Source organism: Streptomonospora nanhaiensis, assembly GCF_013410565.1.
In the GTDB taxonomy this organism is placed as follows: Bacteria; Actinomycetota; Actinomycetes; order Streptosporangiales; family Streptosporangiaceae; genus Streptomonospora; species Streptomonospora nanhaiensis.
Window position 1 is genome coordinate 2443404 of sequence record NZ_JACCFO010000001.1, and the last position, 21855, is coordinate 2465258.

Annotated in this window: 23 protein-coding genes; 8 read left to right on the top strand and 15 right to left on the bottom strand. The window is 73.0% G+C overall.

Annotated features, from left to right (window positions below):
* Nucleotides 1-130: 130 nt before the first annotated feature.
* Nucleotides 131-1075: a methylmalonyl Co-A mutase-associated GTPase MeaB gene (gene meaB / locus HNR12_RS10495; RefSeq protein ID WP_179767312.1), complete on the bottom strand. Its 945-nt coding sequence runs from the start codon at nt 1073-1075 to the stop codon at nt 131-133.
* A gap of 340 nt (nt 1076-1415) precedes the next feature.
* Here meaB and HNR12_RS10500 point away from each other — a divergent pair, with 340 nt between their 5' ends.
* The 3 genes from HNR12_RS10500 to HNR12_RS10510 all read left to right on the top strand — a co-directional run bounded on the left by HNR12_RS10500 (nt 1416) and on the right by HNR12_RS10510 (nt 3290).
* Nucleotides 1416-2267, top strand: coding sequence for a trypsin-like peptidase domain-containing protein (locus HNR12_RS10500; RefSeq protein WP_179767313.1), 852 nt, complete (start codon nt 1416-1418; stop codon nt 2265-2267).
* Nucleotides 2268-2481: 214 nt separating this feature from the next.
* The gene (locus tag HNR12_RS10505; RefSeq protein ID WP_179767314.1) at nt 2482-2949 is read left to right on the top strand and encodes a hypothetical protein; all 468 of its coding nucleotides are present in this window, start codon (nt 2482-2484) and stop codon (nt 2947-2949) included.
* Complete coding sequence (locus tag HNR12_RS10510) at nt 2946-3290, top strand: CU044_2847 family protein (RefSeq protein ID WP_179767315.1); 345 nt, start codon at nt 2946-2948, stop codon at nt 3288-3290. Before HNR12_RS10505 ends, HNR12_RS10510 begins: the two co-directional genes overlap by 4 nt.
* Before the next feature lie 93 nt (nt 3291-3383).
* Here the strand turns inward: HNR12_RS10510 and HNR12_RS10515 are convergent, their stop codons facing one another.
* Complete coding sequence (locus HNR12_RS10515) at nt 3384-4013, bottom strand: DinB family protein (RefSeq protein WP_179767316.1); 630 nt, start codon at nt 4011-4013, stop codon at nt 3384-3386.
* 150 nt (nt 4014-4163) lie between these two features.
* Nucleotides 4164-5357 (bottom strand): acetyl-CoA C-acetyltransferase, encoded by a 1194-nt coding sequence (locus HNR12_RS10520; RefSeq protein WP_179767317.1) that lies wholly within the window; start codon nt 5355-5357, stop codon nt 4164-4166.
* A gap of 105 nt (nt 5358-5462) precedes the next feature.
* Between HNR12_RS10520 and mce the strand changes: the two genes are divergently transcribed.
* The gene (mce, locus tag HNR12_RS10525) at nt 5463-5909 is read left to right on the top strand and encodes a methylmalonyl-CoA epimerase (protein ID WP_179767318.1); all 447 of its coding nucleotides are present in this window, start codon (nt 5463-5465) and stop codon (nt 5907-5909) included.
* Between the two features lie 602 nt (nt 5910-6511).
* On the top strand, nt 6512-7822 hold the full coding sequence (locus tag HNR12_RS10530; RefSeq protein ID WP_179767319.1) for a DivIVA domain-containing protein: 1311 nt from the start codon (nt 6512-6514) through the stop codon (nt 7820-7822).
* 154 nt (nt 7823-7976) lie between these two features.
* Here the strand turns inward: HNR12_RS10530 and HNR12_RS10535 are convergent, their stop codons facing one another.
* From HNR12_RS10535 to HNR12_RS10550, 4 genes are all read right to left on the bottom strand, one after another.
* Nucleotides 7977-8720: an alpha/beta hydrolase gene (locus HNR12_RS10535; RefSeq protein WP_179767320.1), complete on the bottom strand. Its 744-nt coding sequence runs from the start codon at nt 8718-8720 to the stop codon at nt 7977-7979.
* An 86-nt stretch (nt 8721-8806) separates the two neighbouring features.
* Entirely contained in the window at nt 8807-9133 is a 327-nt protein-coding gene (locus tag HNR12_RS10540) for an ATP/GTP-binding protein (protein WP_179767321.1), read from the bottom strand.
* A gap of 85 nt (nt 9134-9218) precedes the next feature.
* On the bottom strand, nt 9219-10409 hold the full coding sequence (locus HNR12_RS10545; protein ID WP_179767322.1) for a 3-hydroxyacyl-CoA dehydrogenase: 1191 nt from the start codon (nt 10407-10409) through the stop codon (nt 9219-9221).
* A 199-nt stretch (nt 10410-10608) separates the two neighbouring features.
* Nucleotides 10609-10995 (bottom strand): SCO5389 family protein, encoded by a 387-nt coding sequence (locus HNR12_RS10550; RefSeq protein ID WP_179767323.1) that lies wholly within the window; start codon nt 10993-10995, stop codon nt 10609-10611.
* 303 nt (nt 10996-11298) lie between these two features.
* Between HNR12_RS10550 and nucS the strand changes: the two genes are divergently transcribed.
* From nucS to HNR12_RS10565, 3 genes are all read left to right on the top strand, one after another.
* On the top strand, nt 11299-11976 hold the full coding sequence (gene nucS / locus HNR12_RS10555; protein ID WP_179767324.1) for an endonuclease NucS: 678 nt from the start codon (nt 11299-11301) through the stop codon (nt 11974-11976).
* 358 nt (nt 11977-12334) lie between these two features.
* Nucleotides 12335-13900 carry a M20/M25/M40 family metallo-hydrolase gene (locus tag HNR12_RS10560; protein WP_308118726.1) on the top strand — a complete coding sequence of 522 codons (1566 nt, stop codon included), beginning with the start codon at nt 12335-12337 and terminating at the stop codon, nt 13898-13900.
* Between the two features lie 403 nt (nt 13901-14303).
* Nucleotides 14304-14915, top strand: coding sequence for a cob(I)yrinic acid a,c-diamide adenosyltransferase (locus HNR12_RS10565; protein WP_179767325.1), 612 nt, complete (start codon nt 14304-14306; stop codon nt 14913-14915).
* An 86-nt stretch (nt 14916-15001) separates the two neighbouring features.
* Here the strand turns inward: HNR12_RS10565 and HNR12_RS10570 are convergent, their stop codons facing one another.
* From HNR12_RS10570 to atpF, 8 genes are all read right to left on the bottom strand, one after another.
* Nucleotides 15002-15304: an MTH1187 family thiamine-binding protein gene (locus HNR12_RS10570; RefSeq protein WP_179767326.1), complete on the bottom strand. Its 303-nt coding sequence runs from the start codon at nt 15302-15304 to the stop codon at nt 15002-15004.
* A gap of 76 nt (nt 15305-15380) precedes the next feature.
* Nucleotides 15381-15866, bottom strand: coding sequence for a DUF2550 domain-containing protein (locus tag HNR12_RS10575; protein ID WP_179767327.1), 486 nt, complete (start codon nt 15864-15866; stop codon nt 15381-15383).
* A gap of 28 nt (nt 15867-15894) precedes the next feature.
* Entirely contained in the window at nt 15895-16302 is a 408-nt protein-coding gene (locus HNR12_RS10580) for a F0F1 ATP synthase subunit epsilon (RefSeq protein ID WP_179767328.1), read from the bottom strand.
* A 79-nt stretch (nt 16303-16381) separates the two neighbouring features.
* Nucleotides 16382-17824, bottom strand: a complete 1443-nt coding sequence (gene atpD, locus HNR12_RS10585) for a F0F1 ATP synthase subunit beta (RefSeq protein WP_179767329.1) — start codon at nt 17822-17824, stop codon at nt 16382-16384.
* A gap of 5 nt (nt 17825-17829) precedes the next feature.
* The gene (locus HNR12_RS10590) at nt 17830-18750 is read right to left on the bottom strand and encodes a F0F1 ATP synthase subunit gamma (protein WP_179767330.1); all 921 of its coding nucleotides are present in this window, start codon (nt 18748-18750) and stop codon (nt 17830-17832) included.
* Nucleotides 18751-18753: 3 nt separating this feature from the next.
* Nucleotides 18754-20397 (bottom strand): F0F1 ATP synthase subunit alpha, encoded by a 1644-nt coding sequence (gene atpA, locus HNR12_RS10595; RefSeq protein ID WP_179767331.1) that lies wholly within the window; start codon nt 20395-20397, stop codon nt 18754-18756.
* Between the two features lie 77 nt (nt 20398-20474).
* On the bottom strand, nt 20475-21284 hold the full coding sequence (locus HNR12_RS10600) for a F0F1 ATP synthase subunit delta (protein ID WP_179767332.1): 810 nt from the start codon (nt 21282-21284) through the stop codon (nt 20475-20477).
* The gene (gene atpF / locus HNR12_RS10605; protein ID WP_179767333.1) at nt 21284-21838 is read right to left on the bottom strand and encodes a F0F1 ATP synthase subunit B; all 555 of its coding nucleotides are present in this window, start codon (nt 21836-21838) and stop codon (nt 21284-21286) included. Before atpF ends, HNR12_RS10600 begins: the two co-directional genes overlap by 1 nt.
* Nucleotides 21839-21855 lie beyond the last annotated feature (17 nt).

A 21855-nucleotide genomic window follows, 5' to 3' on the forward strand; every position in this document is an offset into this window, starting at 1 on the left:
ATCCCCCACACCCTGTGGTCACCGCAGCTCGGCGGGGTTGCCCCCGCCTCCGCCGGTGCGGAAAAAGACGGCGCCCTCCTGCGGTCGTGCGTCGGCGGGTACCGAAGGGCGCCGGCCGGCGCCCCGCCGGTCAGCCCTCCAGCGCGGCCAGCACGGAGTCGGCCGCCGCGTAGGGGTCGCCGCCCGCGGCGACCTCACCGGCGAGCGCGTCGAGCGCGGCGTGGCCGCGCACGTCGGCCAGGCGCTCCACGAGCGCGGCCATCGCGATGGCCTCGATCTCGCGGCGGGCGCGGGCTCGGCGGCGGCGCTCCAGTTCGCCCGTCGCGCGCAGGTGGGCGGCGTGGTCGTCCAGGCGTTTGAGCAGGTCGTCCACCCCCTCCCCCTTCGCGGCGGACATGGCCACCACCGGCGGCTTCCACTCCTCGGGAGCGCGGTCGACCTGCGCGACCATCTGGCGGAGATCGCGGACCGCGGCCTGGGCGCCCTCGCGGTCGGCCTTGTTGACCGCGAGGATGTCGGCGATCTCCAGCACACCGGCCTTGCCCGCCTGCACGCCGTCGCCCATGCCCGGCGCGGCCAGCACCACCGTGGTGTCGGCGTGGGCGGCGATGTCGACCTCGGCCTGGCCCACGCCCACGGTCTCGACCAGGACGTGGTCGAACCCGGCCGCGTCGAGGACCCGCAGCGCGTGCGGCGTGGCCCACGACAGCCCGCCCAGGTGGCCCCGGCTGGCCATGGAGCGGATGTAGACGCCGGGATCGGTGGCGTGCTCCTGCATGCGCACCCGGTCGCCCAGCAGCGCGCCGCCGGTGAACGGGGAGGAGGGGTCGACCGCCAGGACGGCCGCGGTCTCGCCGCGCGCCCGCAGCGCCGCGACCAGCGCGCTGGTGGAGGTGGACTTGCCCACCCCCGGCGGCCCGGTCAGCCCGGTGATGCGCGCCCGGCCGGCGGCGGGGGCCAGTCCGGCGGTGATCTCGCGCAGTTGCGGCGCGGCGTTCTCCACCAGGGAGATCGTCCGCGCCAGGGCCCGGCGGTCGCCGCCGCGCACCCGCTCCACCAGCTCGCCGACCTGCATCGGGCTCCCTCCGCGTCCGCTCCGACCGCGGCCCGTGGCCCAGCCGCCCCGGTCGCCGCATGTCCAGAGGCCCGAGTATGGCAAACGCCGCACACCGGGGGTACCGACGCCCCGGGTGGGCCGGGGATGACGCCGTGACCCAATCTCCACCGGCCGCATGTGGCCCCGATCCGGCGGCGGCGGTTTCCGCCGCGGACCTGCCCGCGGCAACGGCGCCGGGTTAGCCTTCGAAGCAGGAATTCCGCTTTTCCTCTTTCTCCTTTCCCCGGTATCCGGAGGTTTCCGCCACCGAAAGGCGAACCACGTGAAAAAACCACCGGAAAAGTCCGTCCCGAATTACATGGGGCGCGTTCTCACCCCCGCGGGAGCCCCGCTGGGCACGTGCTTCCAACTGGCCCCCTCGGTGATCGCCACGGCCTGGCACGTCGCCCGGGAAGCCGTGTCGCTGGGCGACGGCGGCCCCCTTCGCCTCGACGCGCTCGCCGAGGGTGCGGACAATCCCGTGCGGACCGCCGAGATCGTGCGCGAGGACCGCGCGCGCGACCTCGCCGTCCTGCGCGCCGAATCCGCCTTCGCCGGCAGCGTCCGGCTGCTGCGGCCCGCCGCGTCGGTCAACCGCGCCGAACCCCTGGTGATCGTGGGCCACGCCGAACTCCGCGAGGCGGCCGGGGCACCGCGGCCCCGGTCGCTGGAGGCGCTGGGCACCTGGCAGGGGATCGTCACCCGCACCGACGACGTCCTGCTGGGCCGGATCACCGCACCCGACGTGCTGCGCGGCATGAGCGGCGCACCGGTCCGCCGGCGGCGCGACGACGCCGTGGTGGGCGTGGTCTCGGGCCGCTACAACTCCACCGACGGCTGGCTGGAGCACAGCGTGTGGGTGGCCCGGACCGAGGACCTGCGCGCCCTGTGCGCGGGCCTGGCCGACCTGGACGGCGGCGGCCCCTGGGCGGAGTTCGCGGCCGCGGCGGGCGCGGTCGCGGCGGCCGAGGCCGCCGACGCGGCGCTGCGCCGGGGCGGGCCCGGAGCTTCTGACGGCGCGCCGGAGGCCGCCGTCGCCCCACCGCTCACCCCGTCGCCCGGCGCCGATCCGCCGGGGCCCGAGGCCGCCGAGGCGTCCGGCACCCGCGGCGGTCCGGCCGCCGACGACGGCGAGGGCGGCCTGCTGGGGTGGCTGCGCGACCTCTTCTGAGGCCGCCCTGCCGCCCGCCGCATCCGCCCGGCCCCGGCGACCCGCCCGCCGGCCTTCTCCGCGGCACCCGGTGTCCCCCGCTCCCCCGTACGCGCGGCCTCCCGTGCTCCCGCTCTCACGGCGCCCCGCGCCGCACCGCCCGTCCACGACGCGCGATGCGGCACCCGATTCCGGCTCCCTCTTCCCCCACCTGACCCCGACAGGAGTCCTTGCCGTGGATTCGTTCCTGCGCCCCGGTGACCGGGGCTATGCGTTCTGGCTCGACCGCGTGTCGTGGTCCAACCGGCACCCCATGACCCTGCCGCTGCTGCTGGCCGACGGGCAGCGCACCGACCTCCCCATCGCCCCCGGCCACGCGTTCATCCGCGAGGCGGACGGTCTGCTGCTGCGGTTCACCTACGTGGACTCCGCGGGGCGCGACTACCAACTGGCCCTGGACTTCACGGGCGAGGACCCCGACGGCACCTACCGTCCGCTCATCAACCCCCGGTCCCTGCTGGCGCTGCTGCGCCGGCCCACGCCCGTGGGCGTCGCGGTCGCTGTCGGCGCGCCGGCGCTGCGCTACCTGGTGCGGGAGTTCTTCGACTCCGACGGCCTGCCGCCGGGCACCGGGTACTACGTGCAGCCCTCGGGCGGCATGGTGATCAGCGGCGCCGCCGTTCTGCAGCGGGCCGAGCGGTGAGCACCGAACTGGTGCCGGTCACCATCGACGGCCAGGACGTCTACATCGAGGTGCGGCGGCTGCCGGGGTCGGAGCCGACGTCGTCGGCCCGGCTGGAGGCCGCCGGCCGCAAGGCGGTCGAGGCCCTGGATCTGGCCCAGGACGCCGTGGTGTCGGTGGCCGCGCGGTTCGCCTCGACCGTGGCCGACCTCGGCCGCCAGGCGGTGCGCCCGGAGTCGGTGTCGGTGGAGTTCGGGATCACCATCGCCACGGAGGGCAACGTCATCCTGCTGAGCGGATCGGCCCAGGCGTCGCTGTCGGTCGTGCTGACCTACCCCTGCCGCCCACCCCGCGCCGACTGACCCGCCCCGGGGCGGTGGACCCCGCCCGGCCCCACCCCCGGCGGCGGGGCCGCGCCGCCGCCGGGGCACGGGGCCGGAGGGCCGCCCGGGTTGTCAGGCGGGGTCGCGGTCGCCGGTGGTGCCGTCGGTCTGCTCGCGGAGGATGTCGAGGTGGCCGGCGTGGCGGGCGGTCTCCTCGATCATGTGGACGAGGATCCAGCGCAGGGACACCGGGCCGAGTTCGTCGTGGTCGGCGGCGTGGTCGAGCGCGTGGTCGGCGACGGCCGCGCGGGACCGGGCGCACTCGCGTTCGTAATCGGCGATCACCGCGGCGATCGGGGTGTGGTCGGGGACGGTGAACGTGGACTCCACGGCCGCGAGGAGCGGCCGCAGCTCGTCCTCGACGGCGGGGTCGGCGCGCAGGACGCGCTGGAACCAGTTGCGCTCGACCAGGGTGAGGTGGCGCAGCACCCCGGCCACGGTGGTGTCGGAGGGCACGAGGCGGCGCCGGGAGTCGGAGTCGGTGAGGCCGCGCGCCTTGCGGGCGGCGGCCCAGCGCAGGTAGTCGAGGAACCCGGTGAGGGTGGCGCGCTCGTCGGCGGTGGTGGTGCCCAGCACCCACGGTGCCACCTGGTCGACGGTGAGGGGGCCGGGCAGCGGGGCGGTGTCGCCGACGGGGCGGGCGGGGTCGGTGGAGGCGGAGAAGGCGGCGGGGGCGGTGGGGCCGGGTGTCGCATCCGTCATAGGGGCGAATCTAGGCCGCCGGCGCCGGCACGGGAAGCGTTGGTCCGGCGGCTGTGGACAACCCCGGCCGCGTCCGCCCCGGACACGGGCGCGGCCCGGCCCGCCGGCGCCCCTCGGGCTCCGGCCGGCCGGGCCGCCCGGCCGGTGGGGTCAGGCCCCCGGAACGCGGAGCAGCAGCGCGTCGCCCTGGCCGCCGCCCCCGCACAGGGCCGCCGCGCCCAGGCCGCCGCCCCTGCGGCGCAGCTCGTAGACCAGGTGCAGGGCCAGCCGCGCGCCCGAGGCGCCGATGGGGTGGCCCAGGGCGATGGCGCCGCCGTCGGGGTTGACGATGTCGGAGTCCTCGGCGATTCCCAGGTCGCGCATCGACTGCACGGCCACGCTGGCGAACGCCTCGTTGATCTCGATGAGGTCGAGGTCGGAGACCTGGAACCCGGCCTTGCCCAGCGCGTGCCGGATGGCGTTGGAGGGCTGGGACTGCAGCGCGTTGTCGGGCCCGGCGACGTTGCCGTGCGCGCCGACCTCGGCCAGGACCTCGCAGCCCAGCTCCTCGGCCTTGGCGCGGCTCATCACGACGACCGCGCAGGCGCCGTCGGAGATCTGCGACGACGACCCGGCGGTGATGGTGCCCTCGGGCGAGAACGCCGGGCGCAGCCGGGCCAGGGTCTCGACGGTGGTGTCGGGCCGCACGCCCTCGTCCTCGGTGACCAGCCGGTCCTCGCCCTTGCGCTGGGGCACCCGCACCGGCACGATCTCGGCCTCGAACCGGCCGTCCTTGACGGCGGCGGCGGCGCGCTGGTGGGAGCGGGCGGCGAACGCGTCCTGCTCGGCGCGGCCGATCCCCAGGCGGGCGTTGTGCCGCTCGGTGGAGGCGCCCATGGAGTCGCCGTCGAAGGCGTCGGTCAGGCCGTCGTGCGCGGTGGCGTCGAGGACCTCGATCGAGCCGTACTTGTAGCCGTGCCGCGACTTGGGCAGGAGGTGGGGGGCGTTGGTCATGGACTCCATGCCTCCGGCCACGACCACGTCGAACTCCCCGGCCGCGATGAGCTGGTCGGCCAGCGCGATCGCGTCCAGGCCCGACAGGCACACCTTGTTGATGGTCAGCGAGGGCACGCTCATGGGGATACCGGCCTTGACGGCGGCCTGGCGGGAGGGGATCTGCCCCTGCCCGGCCTGGAGCACCTGGCCCATCACGACGTAGTCGACCTGCTCCCCGCGGATGCCGGCGCGCTCCAGGGCGGCCCTGATCGCGAAGCCGCCGAGGTCGACGGCGGAGAATCCGGCGAGGGAGCCCAGCAGCCGGCCGATGGGGGTCCGCGCTCCACTGACGATGACGGATCCGGGCATTGGCGTGCCTCCGTAGTGTTTGAGCGGCTTTCGACTTCGCGCCACACCTCGTCTGCCACCATACATAGACGCCCCCCGGCCGCAGCTTGAGGAGGTTGGAGTCCCATGCTGACCCGCATCGACCACGTCGGAATCGCCTGCGTGGACCTTGACGCGAGCATCGCGTTCTACCGCCGGACCTACGGCTTCGAGGTGGCCCACGAGGAGGTCAACGAGGAGCAGGGGGTGCGCGAGGCCATGCTGCGCGTCAACGGCACCGACGACGGCGGCGCCACCTACCTGCAACTGCTGGAGCCCACCCGCGACGACTCCCCCGTCGCGAAGTTCCTCGCCCGGCACGGCGAGGGCGTCCACCACATCGCCTTCGGCACCGCCGACGTGGCGGGCGCCGCCGAGGAGGTCGGCGGCAGGGGCGTGCGCGTGCTCGACCCCGCCCCGCGGCACGGCTCGATGGACTCCCGGATCGTGTTCCTGCACCCCAAGGACTGCGGCGGGGTCCTCACCGAGCTGGTGCAGGCCGCTGACCAGGGCGGCGGCCGCGGCGAGGGGTGAGGCGGAGCGCCGGGCCGCGCCGTCCGGCGGCGCCGGCGCGCGGCCGGGGCCGCCGGAAGAACCGGTCCAGACCGCCCTTCTTTAGCACACATCGGGGCGTTTGGCCCTCTTGCGGCACTATGCTGTTAATGCGTCACTGGACCCGTGGCGCGTCCCGCCACCCCGCGGGAGGCGTCGGCCAGGTGTAACGAAACCGTCACATTGGGCATCGCCGCACGTCTCGGCACCGCCGTTTGCACCGGGAACCGTTCGGTGTGCCGGAAACCCTCCTCCGCGGGGCGTTGAGCTTGATAAAGTCTGCTAGCTGCCGGGTTTCCCGGTACGACCACCGTCCCCCGCCCGTCGCGGCCGGCCGAGTCGGGCACGTCGCGAACGGCGTCCGCGGCCCACGGCCGAACAAAACGTGCATCTCCGTATCAATGGAGTGAACCGCCAACGCGGGCCCCGCTCGTCGGAGTACCCTCCCCCGAGAGGTACCCGCACAACCGCCGGATCGTGGCGAGAGGAGCGGCAGCACGTGCCGAAGCGTCATCGCCCGCGCCTCGACTCGACACGAACATCCGTCCAGAAGCCGTCTCGTCACTCGTTCAGGATTCCGCCACATGTCGTCGTCCGATATTGAAGCCCAGCTCACCAATTTCTTCGAGGAAGGCAACCAAGCCACCGAGTTCGACGTGGTGCTGCGCGGTTTCGACCGGCAGCAGGTCCTCTCCTTCGTCGACCAACTGAAGTCCGAGCTCCAGCGCGCCAGGGAAGAGTCCGACCGCCAGCGGAACGAACTTGCCGAGGCCAAGCGCCAGCTCCAGGAGCAGGAGCGCCCCACCTACTCCGGTCTGGGCGCGCGCATCGAGCAGCTGCTGCGCCTCGCCGAGGAGCAGGCCACCGAGCTCGTCCAGGGCGCCCGCGCCGAGGCCAACGACATCAAGGCCGAGGCCAAGATCGAGGCCGCCGAGATGCGCTCGGCCGCCGAGAACGAGTCCACCGAGCTGCGCGCCAGCGCCCAGCGCGAGGCCGACGAGATGCGCGCCTCCGCCGAGGGCGAGGCCGATGAGATCCGCACGACCGCCCGCCGCGAGGCCGACGAGCTGACCTCCACCACCGAGCGCGAGGTCCAGAAGAAGCGCTCGGCCGTCGACCACGAGATCGCCGAGAAGCGGGCGACCTTCGAGGGCGAGATCGCCAAGCTGCGCACCACCACCGAGCGCGAGTGCGCCCAGGCCCGCGCCTCCGCCAAGCGCGAGCGCGACGAAACCCTCCAGACCGCCAAGCGCCAGGCCGACGAGATGCGCGCCCAGGCCCAGCGCCTGCTTGAGGAGAGCGAGGCCAAGCGGGCCCAGGAGGAGGCGGAGTTCGAGATCCAGCTCGCCGCCCGCCGCGAGGAGGCCGAGCGCCAGGACGCCGAGCGGCTGGCCGCCGCCCAGGCCGCCACTCAGAAGCTCGTGGCCGAGGCCGAGGAGCGGGCCGCCAGCGCCGAGCAGCGCGCCACCAAGGCCAGTGCCCAGGCCGAGCAGACCCGCCGCGACGCCGAGCAGCACGCCAAGCAGCTCGTCGCCAACGCCAAGAAGAACGCCGAGCAGATCACGGCCGAGGCCAAGTCCAAGGCCGAGCACCTGGTCAGCGACGCCAAGGCCGAGGCCGAGCGCATCCGCGGCATCGCCCAGCACGAGGTCGACGAGCTCAGCCGCCAGCGCGACAGCATCCAGTCGCACCTGGACCAGCTGCGCCAGCTCCTGGGCGGTGGCGGCGGCGCCCCCGCGGCCCCGGTCGCTCCCGAGCCCGCCCCGGTCGCCGCGGCCGAGCCTCCGGCGGCCATCGAGTCCAAGGGCCAGGGCGGCCAGCGCTCCCCGCGCCAGCCGGTCGGCGCCGCCTCGGGCCGCAAGAACAACGACGACGAAGACTGGTGGCAGGAGTAGGCCCCACAGCCTGCCCGGCTTCCAGGACACCGCGGCCTACGGGCCGCAACGCGACGGCGGCGGCCCCGCTCCCGGTCTCACCGGGGGCGGGGCCGCCGCCGTTGTGCGCGGGGCGCTCCGGACCGCGGCGCGGACGCGCCGGCCGGGCCCCGGGTCAGGCGGGGGTGCTGAAGGTGTCGCGCTCGTAGGGGCCGTCCCACTCCTGGGGCAGCGGCGCGGCCTTGGGCGCGACGCGCTCGACCACCTCGTTGAGCACGCGGCGCACGTACGGCTCGCCCACCCACAGGTGCTTGGCGCCCTCCACCCCGATGACCTCGGCCTGGGGCACGCGCGCGAAGCGCCGCCGGGCCTCGTCGGGGCGCAGGTAGTCGTCGAACTCCGGCACCAGCGCCACCAGCGGCTTGCCCGACCGCCCCCAGGTGTCCAGGTCGGCGTCGGTGGCGCGGTGCAGCGGCGGCGACAGCAGGATCGCGCCCGCGACCTCGGGGTCGCAGCCCCACTTCAGCGCCAGTTCGGTGCCGAACGACCAGCCCAGCAGCCACGGCGCGGGCAGCCCCTCGAACTCGGCGAACTCGATGGCCGCCGCGACGTCGAAGCGCTCGGTCTCGCCCTCGCCGAACTCGCCCTCGCTGGTGCCGTGCCGCGACGACGTGCCCCGCGTGTTGAAGCGCAGCACGGCCACGTCGGCCAGCGCGGGCAGCCGGAACGCCGCCTTGCGCAGCACGTGGCTGTCCATCATCCCCTCCGCCGTGGGCAGCGGGTGCAGGCACACCAGCGTGGCGACGGGGTCGCGGCCCTCCGGCAGCGCGAGTTCGCCCACCAGGCGCAGGTCGTCGGCGGTGTGCAGGGTGACGGCGCGGCGCTCGGCGGGCAGCACCGTGGTGGCGCGGATCTGCATGGCTCCTCGGTTCGGTGGAGGTGCGGGTCGAAGAGGTCGGGCGGCGGCAGCGGCGCGGCGGCCCGACGGGCCCGCGCCGCGCGGGTTCAGCGCCGGGGGTGGCGCACGCCCCGGTGGGTGCGCCGCTCCCAGCACGAGGAGTGCCAGTGGCGGCGGTCCTCGCCGTCGCCGAAGGGCCGCCAGGCCACGACGTGCGGCATGCCCGGCGGGATCTCCTGGTGGCAGCCCGGGCAGCGGTAGTGCTTGGCGGCGGCCGCGCCGCTGATGCGGCGGATGACCCACTCGCCGTCGGGGCCGTTCTCGCGGGCCTGACCGCCCGTGATGCGCAGGAACAGGGCGTCGTCGTCACCGGACGGGCGGCCGCCCCCCTTGCGGAGGGCGCCGCGGCGGGAGGTGTTGCGGCGCGGGCTCACCCCTCCAGGGTAGGGGCGCCGCCGGGAGGTCCGGGCAGCGGCCCGCCCACCGGCGCGCGCTCCGCCCGCGCCGCCGAAGGCGGTGTCAGCGCAGGGACTGGCGACCCTCGCGCATGAGGTCAACCAGCAGCGGCGCCCACTGGATCGACGCCAGGTGGGCGTTGGCCATGCCGCCCAGCACCCCGGTGACCCAGTCGACGCCGCGCTCGTCGAGGAGTTCGAGGGGGCCCTTGGGGTAGCCGCAGCCGAAGCGCATGGCGGTGTCGACGTCCTGGGCGGTGGCGTAGCCGTCGCCGACCATCCGCAGGGCGTCGTCGATGTGGGGGGCCAGCAGCAGGCCGGCGAGGTCGAACCCGTGCGCGCCGGAGCGCACCCGCTCGGCGAGGACGCCGGTGGGCGGCTCCTCGGCGGGGTTGTCGGCGCCGCCGTAGACGTAGAAGCCGCGCCCGGTCTTGCGGCCCAGCCGGCCGGCGGCGACCATGCGCCGCAGCAGGGGCGCCGCGACGAACCGGGGCGAGCGGAACTCCGCCCACAGGACGTCCATGACCGCCAGGCAGACGTCCAGGCCGACCAGGTCGGCCAGGGTCAGCGGGCCCATGGGCAGGCCGGCGTCCTTGGTGACGGCGGTGTCGATCTCCTCGCGCGAGGCCAGGCGGCGCTCGTAGACGCTGACGGCGTCGTTGATGTAGGGCACCAGCAGCGCGTTGGCGACGAACCCGGCGCGGTCGCCGGCCACCACGGGGGTCTTGCCGATGCGCTTGGCGACCTCGGCGGTGACCGCGACGGTGGCGGGGGCGGTGGAGACGGTGGCGACCACCTCGGTCAACTTCATCACCGGCGCGGGGTTGAAGAAGTGCAGGCCCACGACCTTGTCGGGGCGCCCGGTCAGCGCGGCGATCTCGGTGACCGACAGGGAGGAGGTGTTGGTGGCCAGGATGGTGCCCGGCGGGCAGATGCGGTCGAGGTCGGCGAACACGTCGCGCTTGAGGTCCATGCGCTCGGGCACGGCCTCGACGGCGAAGTCCGCGTCGGCCAGGTCGGCGCGGTCGGTGCTGAAGGAGATGCGGCCGAGGATGGTGCGCTCCTCCTCGGCGGTGAGCTTGCCCTTGTCGACCGCCTTGGCCAGCGAGCGCTCGACGTGGGCGCGGCCGCGTTGCAGCGCCGCGCCGTCGATCTCGACCCCTGTCACGTGGAAACCCGCGCGGGCGAACACCTCGGCGATACCGGCGCCCATGGTGCCCAGCCCGACCACACCGACCTTGTCGAATTCCTGCATGGGGATCACCTTACGCGTTGGTAGCCCGACGCGGCGGCCCGAGGGTCGTGCAGCGGGTCACGGGGCGGTGCCCGCGGGCGGCGCCGGGCGGTGGCGGGCGCGGGACCGGGCGGGGCCGCGGCGGGGCGGAACGGCGGCGGGGGCCGGCGGCGCCGGCCCCCGCCCGGGCCGCGGCGCGCGCACGCGCCGCGGCCGCGCCTCAGCAGTCGACGAGTTCGGGCTCCTGGTTGAGCAGTTGGGCCCGCGGGGTGACGAAGTCGGTGTAGGCGGAGTCGGCCTCGGGGCGGAACAGGGCCACCCGGTGGCAGTTCTGGAAGGCCAGGCGCATACCGAAGTGGCGCTCGACGGCGCCGCGCATGGCGTCGCTGGCAAGGAGGCGCAGGAGTTGGCCGCGCTCGGCCTCGCCGGGCGGCGGTACCTCGTTGGCCTCGTAGCCGGCCTCGGCGGTCGCGGCGCGCTCGGCGACCCCGCTGACCACACTCCAGGCGTACGGCAGTGACTCCTGGATGCAGGCGATGAAGTCGGCGTCCGAAACCGGGCCGCGCCTCGCCTTGCTCAGAAGTTCCGGTGAAACCGTCAGCGACATGGGATGTCCCTATCTAACTAAGTCGGTGGGTCTGTGGCAGACCGCCGCGCGAACCCCTCCCTGACCGGGGGAAACCGGTCGGATTCGCGCACCTTCCTGCGACGTTAGCCCCCGCGCGCACAGACGTCACGGGACGTCAAGGCCATACCTGACTAGCCTCGACGCCATATGAAAATAGTTATCGTTTTCAATCGACGCCACCGAAAGCGCTGAAACACCCGCCCGGCACGGCGTGAGGCGCGCCACACCCCACTCTCGGGCGGCTCCCGCGGCGGTCCCCGCGCGCGGCTAGGATCGTGCAGCGTGAGACTCGTGATCGCCCGGTGCAGCGTCGACTACGTCGGCCGCCTCACCGCCCACCTGCCCATGGCCCCCCGGCTCATCCTCTTCAAGGCCGACGGTTCGGTGTCCGTCCACGCCGACGACCGCGCGTTCAAGCCGCTGAACTGGATGAACCCCCCGTGCACGGTGCGCGAGTCCGCCGACGACGACGGCACCCCGATCTGGACGGTCACCCACGGCAAGTCCGGCGAGAAGCTGGTCCTGCGCATCGAGGAGATCAGCCACGACAGCTCCCACGAACTGGGCGTGGACCCGGGCCTGCAGAAGGACGGCGTCGAGGCCCACCTCCAGGAACTGCTCGCCGAGCACATCACCACCCTGGGCGAGGGCTACACCCTCATCCGCCGCGAGTACCCCACCGCCATCGGCCCGGTCGACATCCTCTGCCGCGACGGCTCGGGCGCCACGGTCGCCGTGGAGCTGAAGCGGCGCGGCGACATCGACGGCGTGGAGCAGCTCACCCGCTACCTCGAACTCCTCAACCGCGACCCCGCGCTCAGCCCGGTGCGCGGCATCTTCGCGGCCCAGGAGATCAAGCCGCAGGCGCGCGTCCTGGCCACCGACCGCGGGATCGGCTGCGTCACCCTCGACTACGACGCCCTGCGCGGCATCGAGCCCGACACCCCGCGCCTGTTCTGAGCGCCCCGGCACCCGCGGCCCGCGCTCGCGGCGGGCCGCCCGAGCGCGCCCGGCGCCCTCCTGGCCACCCGGTCCGAACCGGGTGACCCCCGCGGACACCGGCCGCCGCGTCCCTCACGCGGCGGCGGGCGCCTCATGCCCATCGGCCCCGGTACGCTCCTGCTTCCACCACCCCAATGCGGGAACCGTTCATCACACCACACAACTCCGACATCACGGAAGGTGTGTGGCTGAATGTGGCAAGTATGCGCGTATCGTCTTGCTGTGGCGCGACCCCGGTGACAGGCTCTCGATACCTCGCACCAGTTGCGCCCACCCCATCACCCCGGGTAGAGGGCGCGCCCACAGGAGGACTCAAGTGCCCACCCGTGAACCTGGACAATCCCCCCGGTCGGCCCGCCGCACCGGACGCCTGAGCGGCCGCGGGCCCGCCGGCGGCACGGGCCGCGGCGGCGCCACGCGCCTGATCGGCGCCGGCTCCGCCGTCGTCCTCGCCCTCGGCCTCGGGCTGGCCCCCGGCACGGCGCACGCCGACGACGCGGTGCTGCCGACCCTGGTCACCCCCGACGGCATCCGCGAGCACCTGGAGAACCTCTCCACCATCGCCGAGTACAACGGCGGCAACCGGGCCACCAACACCCCCGGCTACGACGTCGCGGCCGACTACGTGGTCGACCAGCTCAAGCGCGCGGGCTACAAACCGCGCCGTATCGACTACGACTACGAGCTGTGGGTGGAGAACTCCGACCCCGTCCTGGCCCAGACCGCGCCCGAGCAGCGCGAGTTCGCCTACCCCGACGACTTCGCGACCATGAGCTACTCCGGGCCCGGCGACGTCACCGCGCCGGCCGTGGCGGTCAACACCGGCAGCGCCGAGAGCGGCTGCGCCGCCGAGGACTTCGCCGGCTTCCCCCAGGGCGCCATCGCGCTGATCATGCGCGGCACCTGCACCTTCCAGCAGAAGACGCAGAACGCCGCCGACGCGGGCGCCGCCGGCGTGGTCGTCATCAACAACGTCGAGGGCCCGGTCAACGGCACGGTCGGCGAGACCTCGGCCATTCCGGTCGTGGGCGCCACCGCCGCCGCCGGCGAGGCGCTGCTGGCGGCCGGCGAGGGCCTGGAGCTGCGCCTTGCCGTGGACTCCGAGGTCCGCGCGGAGTCCTCCTACAACATCGTCGCCGACAGCCGCCGCGGCCGCGCCGACAACGTGGTCATGGTCGGCGCCCACCTCGACGGCGTCCCCGAGGGCCCCGGCATGAACGACAACGGCAGCGGCGTGGCCACCGTCCTGGAGACCGCCCAGCAGTTCGCCAAGCTGGACGACCCCGCCAACCGCGTGCGGTTCGCGTTCTGGGGCACTGAGGAGGAGGGCCTGGTCGGCTCGACCCGCTACGTCGAGGGCCTGTCCGAGCGCGAGCGCGAGCGGATCGCCCTCTACCTGAACTTCGACATGCTCGGCTCGCCCAACTACGGCCGGTTCGTCTACGACGGCCGCGGCGAACTGGACGACTCCCTGCCGCCGCCCTCGGGCTCGGCCGCCATCCAGAAGACGTTCGAGGACTACTTCAGCGACCGCGGCCTGGTCACCGAGCCGACGGCGTTCAACGGCCGCTCCGACTACAGCGCCTTCATCGAGGCGGGGATCCCCTCGGGCGGCCTGTTCAGCGGCGGCGACGGCACCAAGACCGAGCAGCAGGTGGAGTACTACGGCGGCACGGCCGGGGTGGACTTCGACCCCAACTACCACACCGCCCAGGACGACCTCGACAACGTCAACATGGAGGCCGTGGACCAGCTCTCCGACGGCGTGGCCTACGCCGTGGAGACCTTCGCCCGCAGCACCCTGCCGGTGAACGGCGTGGCCCGGACCTACCAGGCCCAGGGGTTCGACCCGGCCCGCAAGGGCGACCTCTGGCTGCGGTAACCGTCCTACCGCAGACGGCGCCCGTGGACGAGGTGATGCGCCTCGTCCACGGGCGCTCCGTGTGGCCGGACCCGCCGCCCTGCGGTAGGCGCGGCCGGCCGGCCGGTGCCGCGCGCCGCGAATGCTCCCCCCTACCAGGGTGGATGGCCCGGCCCCCCGACCCCGGCCATCCACCCCAGCGGTCGCGGCGCGCCGCTCGCGCCGGCGCGCGCTGGTTGGTCGAATGGCCCCCGCTGTTCACACCCGAACAGCACCGCGCGCCCGGCGATCCGGATAACTACTCTGAGTAGTTCACCCACTCCATAAGGTATCAGCACCGCGTTGGGCCCACACCCACTGATGCCGAACGGTTATCCGCGGACGCCGCCGCCGCGCGCGGGGCGCGCCGCCTAGAGTTGGCGCCATGACCAACCACCGCGACCCCGACTCCCCGGTCGTGCTCTCCCGGATCTACACCCGCGTGGGCGACGACGGAAGCACCGCCCTGGGCGATTTGAGCCGCACCCGCAAGACCGACCTCCGCCTGGCCGCCTACGCCGACGTCGAGGAGGCCAACGCCGCCATCGGCACCGCGCTCGCGCTGGGCGGCGACATCCCCGACGACGTCCGCGCCGTCCTGGGCCGGGTGCAGAACGAGCTGTTCGACCTGGGCGCCGACCTGTCCCGGCCGGTGGTGCCCTCCGACGACACCGCCGAGTACCCGCCGCTGCGCGTGGAGCCGGCCTACGTCGAGCGCCTGGAGGCCGACTGCGACCGCTACAACGCCGACCTGCCGACCCTGCGCAGCTTCCTGCTGCCCGGCGGCACGCCGGCGGTCGCCCTGATGCACACCGCACGGGTGGTCGTCCGCCGCGCCGAGCGCTCCGCCTGGGCGGCGATCGAGGCGCACGGCGACACGGTCAACCCGCTGACCGCCCGCTACCTCAACCGGCTCTCCGACCTGCTGTTCGTCCTGTGCCGGGTGCTGGCCCCGCACGGGACCGAGGTGCTGTGGAAGCCGGGCGGCGAACGCTGAGCCGGCGTCCCGAGCAGCGGTGAGCGGCGGTGGGACGGCCGTGCGCGCCCGCGCGCGCCGCGCGCCCACCGCCGCTTTGGCGCGGGCTAGCCCGCGCCCTCGGCGAGTTCGCGCTCGACCGCCTCGACCTTGCCGGTCAGGCCGTCGGTCATCCCCTCGCGGATGTCGGCCTTCAGCACCAGGCTGACCCGCGAGGCGCCCTCGCCCGCGGCGGCCACCGCCCGCTTGACGACGTCCATGACCTCGTCCCACTCGCCCTCGACGCTGGTGAACATCGCGTCGGTACGGTTGGGCAGGCCGCTCTCACGCACCACGCGCACGGCGCGCGCCACCGCCGGGGCGACCGAGTCGCCGGTTCCCATCGGACTCACTGAGAATGCCACGATCATGGGGCCAGCCTAGGCGGGCGGCCGCGCCCTGTCGCGGAAGGGGCGCCCCCGGCGCACCGGCGGGCACGTGCACGGCCTAGGACTCCCAGTGGGTCCCCGGCGGCATCGACTCCAGCCACGACAGGAACCCGGTGAGCGCGCCCTCGGTCATCGCCAGCTCATAGACCGGCTCCTTGGGGTCGGAGCCGTCGGCGGCCAGCCAGCCGACCTCCACGACCACCAGGTCCATCGTCAGCTCGGTCAGGTCGGCCGGCGTGGGCGTGCGCCGGTTCATAACGACGAGGCCGCGGCGCGACAGGTGTGCTGTCGGCCGCGGCCACAGGGAGAAGATCCGGTACCAGCGCAACTCCTGGCTGCCGTAGCGCCCGAACCCCATGCGCCAGGGGGTTGGGCGGGGCCCCGCCCCGACGCGCAGGTAGCACTCGACACCGCCGCCGCCCCGCTCCAGGACGAACCGCCGACCGGTGACGGCGAGCAGGCCCAGCAGCGTCAGCACCAGGAGCGCGATGAAGACCCATTCGGCGACGAGAAACCACGCCTGGCCCAGTATCCGCTCCCGCACTGACGCCTCTCCTCGCTCGGCCCGCCGCTCAGACGGTCTCGCCGACGGCCTGGAGGCGGCTGCGCGCCCGCGCGGCCCGCGCCAGGCTCTCCACGTCCTCGGGCGACAGGCCCCCGGACTCCACGTCGCGCAGCGCCGCCTTGGCGCGCTCGACGTCGATGTCCTCGGCCAACTCGGCGACCTCGGCCAGGATCGAGACCCGGTTGTCCTGGGACACGACCATGAAGCCGCCGTGCACCGCCGCCCGGACCTCGCCGTTCTCGCGGCCGCCGAGCACCCGCACCACCGCGCCCGGCGCGAGCAGCGCCAGCACCGGGGTGTGCCCGGGCATCACGCCGACCTCGCCTTCGGTGGTCTTGGCGATGACCATGTCGCCCTCGCCGGCCCACAGCTCGCGCTCGGGCGAGACGATCTCGACGAAAAGCTTCTTCGACACTGCCACAAACTCCTCTGCTCGTGGGCGGTTTCACGGGGACGCGGCCGGCCGAACCGGCCGGCCGCGTCCCGCGAAGCGCCTAGCCCTGCAGCGTCTTGGCCTTCTCGACGGCCATCTCGATGTTGCCGACGTCGAGGAACGCCTGCTCGGGCAGGTGGTCGTACTCGCCGTCGCAGACCGCCTTGAACGAGGCGATGGTCTCCTCCAGCGGAACGAACACGCCCGGGTTGCCGGTGAACTTCTCGGCGACGAACATGTTCTGCGAGAGGAACCGCTCCAGGCGGCGCGCCCGCTCGACGATGATCTTGTCCTCTTCGGACAGCTCGTCGATACCCAGGATCGCGATCTGGTCCTGCAGGTCGTTGTTGCGCTGCAGGATACCGATCACGCGCTGGGCGACGTCGTAGTGCTCCTGGCCCACGTACTGCGGGTCGAGGATGCGCGAGGTCGACGCCAGCGGGTCCACCGCCGGGTAGATGCCCTTCTGCGAGATCGGGCGGGACAGCTCGGTGGTGGCGTCCAGGTGGGCGAACGTGGTCGCCGGAGCGGGGTCGGTGTAGTCGTCCGCGGGGACGTAGATCGCCTGCATCGAGGTGATCGAGTTGCCGCGGGTCGAGGTGATCCGCTCCTGCAGGATGCCCATCTCGTCGGCCAGGTTGGGCTGGTAGCCCACCGCGGAGGGCATGCGGCCCAGCAGGGTCGAGACCTCCGAGCCTGCCTGGGTGAACCGGAAGATGTTGTCGATGAACAGCAGCACGTCCTGGTTCTGCACATCGCGGAAGTACTCCGCCATGGTCAGCGCGGACAGCGCCACGCGCAGCCGGGTGCCCGGCGGCTCGTCCATCTGGCCGAAGACGAGGGCGGTGTCCTGGAGGACCTCCATCTCGTCCATCTCCAGGAACAGGTCGGTGCCCTCACGGGTGCGCTCGCCCACACCGGCGAACACCGACACACCGCCGAAGTTGCGGGCGATACGCGTGATCATCTCCTGGATGAGCACGGTCTTGCCCACGCCGGCGCCGCCGAACAGGCCGATCTTCCCGCCGCGCACGTAGGGCGTGAGCAGGTCGATGACCTTGATGCCGGTCACCATCATCTCGGTCTTCGACTCCAGCTGGTCGAAGGCCGGGGCCTTGCGGTGGATCGGCCAGCGCTCGGTGACCTTCAGCTCCGAGGTCGGCACGTCCAGGGACTCGCCCAGGGTGTTGAACACGTGGCCCTTAACGCCGTCGCCCACGGGCACGGTGATGGGGCCGCCGGTGTCGCGGACCTCGGCGCCGCGGACCATGCCGTCCTGCGGGGCGAGGCTGATGGTGCGGACCAGGTTGTCGCCGAGGTGCTGGGCGACCTCCAAGGTCAGCGTCTTGGTCTCGCCCCCGAGGGTGACATCGGTGTGGAGGGCGTTGTAGATGGGCGGGAGGGCGTCGGCGGGGAACTCCACGTCGACGACCGGGCCGGTGACCCGGGCGATGCGCCCGGTGGCCGTGCCAGGCGTGGCCGTCCCTTCAACAGTCGCAGTCACTTCTCTTACTCACTTCCCGCGCGGGCAGCGGCGAGCGCGTCAGCGCCGCCGACGATCTCGCTGATCTCGTTGGTGATCTCCGCCTGGCGGGCCTGGTTGGCCTGGCGGGTCAGGGTCTTGGCAAGCTCCTCGGCGTTGTCGGTCGCCGCCTTCATGGCGTTGCGGCGCGACGCCTGCTGCGATGCGGCCGACTCCAGGAGCGCGAAATAGATCCGGTTGGTGACGTACTGGGGCAGGAGCTGGTTCAGCGCCTCCTCGGCGGAGGGCTCGAAGTCGTACAGGGGCAGCGGACCGCCCTGCTCGGCCTCCAGCACCTCGGCGTCGACCTCCTCCACCTCCAGCGGCAGCGCCCGGTGGGACGCCGCGTTCTGGGTGAGCATCGAGACGAACTCGGTGGAGACGATGTGGATCTCGTCCACGCCGTCCTCGGTCGCGCTGTCCTTGGTGAACCGGTCCATCAGCACCGACGCGATCTCCTTGGCGTCGGCGTAGGACGGGCGCTCGGTGATGCCCTCCCACGTCCGCTCCATGGCGCGCTGCCGGAACTGGTTGAACGCGACGCCCTTGCGGCCCACGACGTACTGGACGACGTCCTTGCCCTGGTTGCGCAGCAGCGCGCTCAGGCGCTCGGACTCCTTGATCGCGTTGGCCGTGTAGGCGCCGGCGAGCCCCTTGTCGCTGGTGATGACCAGGACGGCCGCCCGGGTCGGGTTCTCCGACTCGGTCAGCAGCGGGTGGTCGGTGACGCGCTGCGCCAGTGCCGACACCGCCCTGGTGATCTCCCGGGCGTAGGGACCCGCCGCCTCGACCGCCCGCTGCGCTTTGGAGATGCGGGTGGTGGCGATCAGCTCCATCGCCCGGGTGATCTTCGCCATCGACTTTGTCGAGCGGATCCGCCGGCGATAGACGCGAAGCTGTGCTCCCATGGGCTACTTCCCGGAACTCTTGGCGACCTTGATGGTCTCCTGGCCGACCTGGCTCTCCTCAAGCGCCTCGGCCTCCTCCTCGGTGCCCAGCACGGTGCCGGCCGAGGTCTGGAAGGTGGCCTTGAAGTCCGCGATGGCCTCCTTGAGCGCGGCCTCGGTCTCGTCCTCGAACTTCTCGCTCTCGCGGATGTTGTCGAGGATCTTGCCGTGCTCCCGGGAGAGGTAGTCCAGGAAGTCCTCCTCGAAGCGGCGGACGTCCTCGACGGGGACGTCGTCGAGCTGGCCGGTGGTGCCCGCCCAGATCGAGACGACCTCCTTCTCCATCGGGAAGGGGGCGTACTGGCCCTGCTTGAGCAGCTCCATCAGCCGCTCACCGCGCTCCAGCTGCGCCTTGGAGACCGCGTCGAGGTCGGAGCCGAACGCGGCGAACGCCTGCAGCTCGCGGTACTGGGCCAGGCCCAGCCGCAGCGAACCGGTGACCTTGCGGATGGCCTTGGTCTGGGCGGCGCCACCGACACGCGACACCGACACACCGACGTTGATCGCCGGGCGCTGGCCCTGGTTGAACAGGTCGGTCTCCAGGAAGACCTGGCCGTCGGTGATGGAGATGACGTTGGTGGGGATGTAGGCCGACACGTCGTTGGCCTTGGTCTCGATGATCGGCAGACCGGTCATCGAGCCCGCGCCCATCTCGTCGGAGAGCTTGGCGCAGCGCTCCAGCAGCCGGGAGTGCAGGTAGAACACGTCGCCGGGGTAGGCCTCGCGGCCCGGCGGGCGGCGCAGCAGCAGCGACACCGCGCGGTAGGCCTCGGCCTGCTTGGTGAGGTCGTCGAAGACGATCAGCACGTGCTTGCCGTCGTACATCCAGTGCTGGCCGATGGCCGAACCGGTGTAGGGCGCCAGGTACTTGAAGCCGGCGGGGTCGGAGGCCGGGGCGGCGACGATGGTGGTGTACTCCATCGCGCCGGACTCCTCCAGCGCGCGGCGCACGCCGGCGATGGTGGAGCCCTTCTGGCCGACGGCGACGTAGATGCAGCGGACCTGCTTCTTGGGGTCGCCCGACTCCCAGTTGGACTTCTGGTTGATGATCGTGTCGATGCCGATCGCGGTCTTGCCGGTCTGGCGGTCGCCGATGATGAGCTGGCGCTGGCCGCGGCCGATCGGGGTCATCGAGTCGATGGCCTTGATACCGGTCTGCATCGGCTCGCCCACGGGCTGCCGCTTCATGACCGAGGGGGCCTGGAGTTCGAGGTCGCGACGCTCGGTGGTCTCGATCTCGCCCTGGCCGTCGATCGGGTTGCCCAGCGGGTCCACGACCCGGCCGAGGTAGTTGTCGCCCACCGGCACCGAGAGCACCTGGCCGGTGCGGCGCACCGCCTGGCCCTCCTCGATGTGGGTGAAGTCGCCCAGGACGATGGCGCCGATCTCGCCGATCTCCAGGTTCTGGGCCAGGCCCAGGGTGCCGTCTTCGAATTGCAGCAGCTCGTTCGCCATCGCCGAGGGAAGGCCACCGACGCGCGCGATTCCGTCACCGGAGTAGGTGACGGTTCCGATCTCCTCGCGTGCGGCGGCGTCGGGCTCGTACGACTGGACGAAGCGCTGCAGCGCGTTCCGGATCTCCTCCGGCCGGATCGTCAGCTCCGCCATCTCACGTATGTCCTTGCTCTCGAATGGCGCCGCGTTGCCCGGCGCCGGTGCGTTGTGCTTGGGGGTGGATCGTCGCCTCAGCCGGCCAGGCGGCGCCGGACCTCACTCAGCCGCCCGGCGATCGTGCCGTCGATGACCTCGTCGCCCACGCGGATGGACAGGCCACCCAGGACCTTGGGGTCGACGTCGATGTTCAGGTGGATCGGCCGGCCGTAGGCCCGCGAGAGGGTGGTGCGCAGCCGCTCCTGCTGAGCGTCGCTGAGCGCGACGGCCGTGCGCACCAGGGCGACGTACCGCTGCGCGCGCTCGGCCACGAGCTGCCCGTAGTACTCCAGGCCCTGCTCCAGGGTACGTCCCCGGGGACGGGTCACGACCTCGGTGACCAGGGCGGACGTGGCGGGATCGGACTTGCCGCCGAGCAGCGAGCCCACCAGTTCCGCCTTCGCGGCCGGGGTGGCGGCCTCGTTGGTCAGCGCGGCGCGCAGCTCGGGCTCACCGGAGAGGATCCGGCCGAACCGGAACAGCTCGTCCTCCACCTCGCCCAGCCGCTGCTCGCCCTCGGCGCCGGCGACCGTCGCGAAGACGGCCGCCCGCTCCACCGCGGCGACCAGGTCGCGCGGGTTGGACCAGCGGGCCTGGACGATGTCGCCGACCACCAGGATGGTGGCGGGCGACACCTTGGCCTCCAGGAGGTTCCCCGCCAGGCCGGACTTGCCCTCGGCGGGGTTGGCCGGGTCGGCCAGCCACCGCCGGAGGGTGTGCTCCCGGTCCAGCAGGGCCGCGACCTCGAACAGCTCGCGGCCCAGGGCGGCGGTGTCGGCCGAGGCCAGAACGGATCCCAGCCGCTCGTCGACCGTCTCCAGGGAGGTGCGGCTGATACCTCGCATCAGCGCACCTCGGCCTGGGATGCGGTGTCGCTCCGCTCCAGCTCGTCCAGGAACCGGTCGATGACGCGGTTCTGGGCGGCGGTGTCGGCGAGGGTCTCGCCGACGATGCGGGCGGCGAGGTCGGTCGACAGGGCGCCGATCTCACCGCGCAGCTGGGCGAAGGCGTGCTGGCGGTCGGCCTCGATCTGCGCGTGCGCGGCGTCGAGGATCCGCTGCGCCTCGGCCTGGGCCTCCTCGCGCGCCTCGGCGATGATCGCCGCCCGCTGCTCCTTGGCCTTCTCCAGCTCCCGCGCGTACTCGCGGTGCGCCTCTTCCAGCTTCTCGCGGTACTGCTGGCGGATCTCCTCCGCCTCCGCCTCGGCCTTCTGGGCGCGCTCGATGCCGCCCTCGATCTGGTTGGCGCGCTCGTCGAGAGCGGCCATCAGCCGCGGCCACATGCGGTAGACCACCAGGGCGAAGAGCGCGAAGGCGATCACGCCGAAGGTGAACTCGTCCCAGTGGATCCGCAGGATGTTGGGCTCCTCGTGCCCTTGCGCCAAAATCATGGCCGGCATCTCCTAGGTCGAATATG

What these genes read in the sequence shown, in the direction of transcription:
- HNR12_RS10535 (WP_179767320.1), bottom strand. Translation starts at nt 8,720, where the DNA reads ATGCAGATCCGCGCCACCACGGTGCTGCCCGCCGAGCGCCGCGCCGTC.
- HNR12_RS10590 (WP_179767330.1), bottom strand. Translation starts at nt 18,750, where the DNA reads ATGGGAGCACAGCTTCGCGTCTATCGCCGGCGGATCCGCTCGACAAAG.
- meaB (WP_179767312.1), bottom strand. Translation starts at nt 1,075, where the DNA reads ATGCAGGTCGGCGAGCTGGTGGAGCGGGTGCGCGGCGGCGACCGCCGG.
- HNR12_RS10570 (WP_179767326.1), bottom strand. Translation starts at nt 15,304, where the DNA reads ATGATCGTGGCATTCTCAGTGAGTCCGATGGGAACCGGCGACTCGGTC.
- HNR12_RS10500 (WP_179767313.1), top strand. Translation starts at nt 1,416, where the DNA reads ATGGGGCGCGTTCTCACCCCCGCGGGAGCCCCGCTGGGCACGTGCTTC.
- HNR12_RS10515 (WP_179767316.1), bottom strand. Translation starts at nt 4,013, where the DNA reads ATGACGGATGCGACACCCGGCCCCACCGCCCCCGCCGCCTTCTCCGCC.
- HNR12_RS10550 (WP_179767323.1), bottom strand. Translation starts at nt 10,995, where the DNA reads ATGTCGCTGACGGTTTCACCGGAACTTCTGAGCAAGGCGAGGCGCGGC.
- atpF (WP_179767333.1), bottom strand. Translation starts at nt 21,838, where the DNA reads ATGCCGGCCATGATTTTGGCGCAAGGGCACGAGGAGCCCAACATCCTG.
- HNR12_RS10520 (WP_179767317.1), bottom strand. Translation starts at nt 5,357, where the DNA reads ATGCCCGGATCCGTCATCGTCAGTGGAGCGCGGACCCCCATCGGCCGG.
- HNR12_RS10530 (WP_179767319.1), top strand. Translation starts at nt 6,512, where the DNA reads ATGTCGTCGTCCGATATTGAAGCCCAGCTCACCAATTTCTTCGAGGAA.
- HNR12_RS10545 (WP_179767322.1), bottom strand. Translation starts at nt 10,409, where the DNA reads ATGCAGGAATTCGACAAGGTCGGTGTGGTCGGGCTGGGCACCATGGGC.
- HNR12_RS10600 (WP_179767332.1), bottom strand. Translation starts at nt 21,284, where the DNA reads ATGCGAGGTATCAGCCGCACCTCCCTGGAGACGGTCGACGAGCGGCTG.
- mce (WP_179767318.1), top strand. Translation starts at nt 5,463, where the DNA reads ATGCTGACCCGCATCGACCACGTCGGAATCGCCTGCGTGGACCTTGAC.
- HNR12_RS10565 (WP_179767325.1), top strand. Translation starts at nt 14,304, where the DNA reads ATGACCAACCACCGCGACCCCGACTCCCCGGTCGTGCTCTCCCGGATC.
- atpA (WP_179767331.1), bottom strand. Translation starts at nt 20,397, where the DNA reads ATGGCGGAGCTGACGATCCGGCCGGAGGAGATCCGGAACGCGCTGCAG.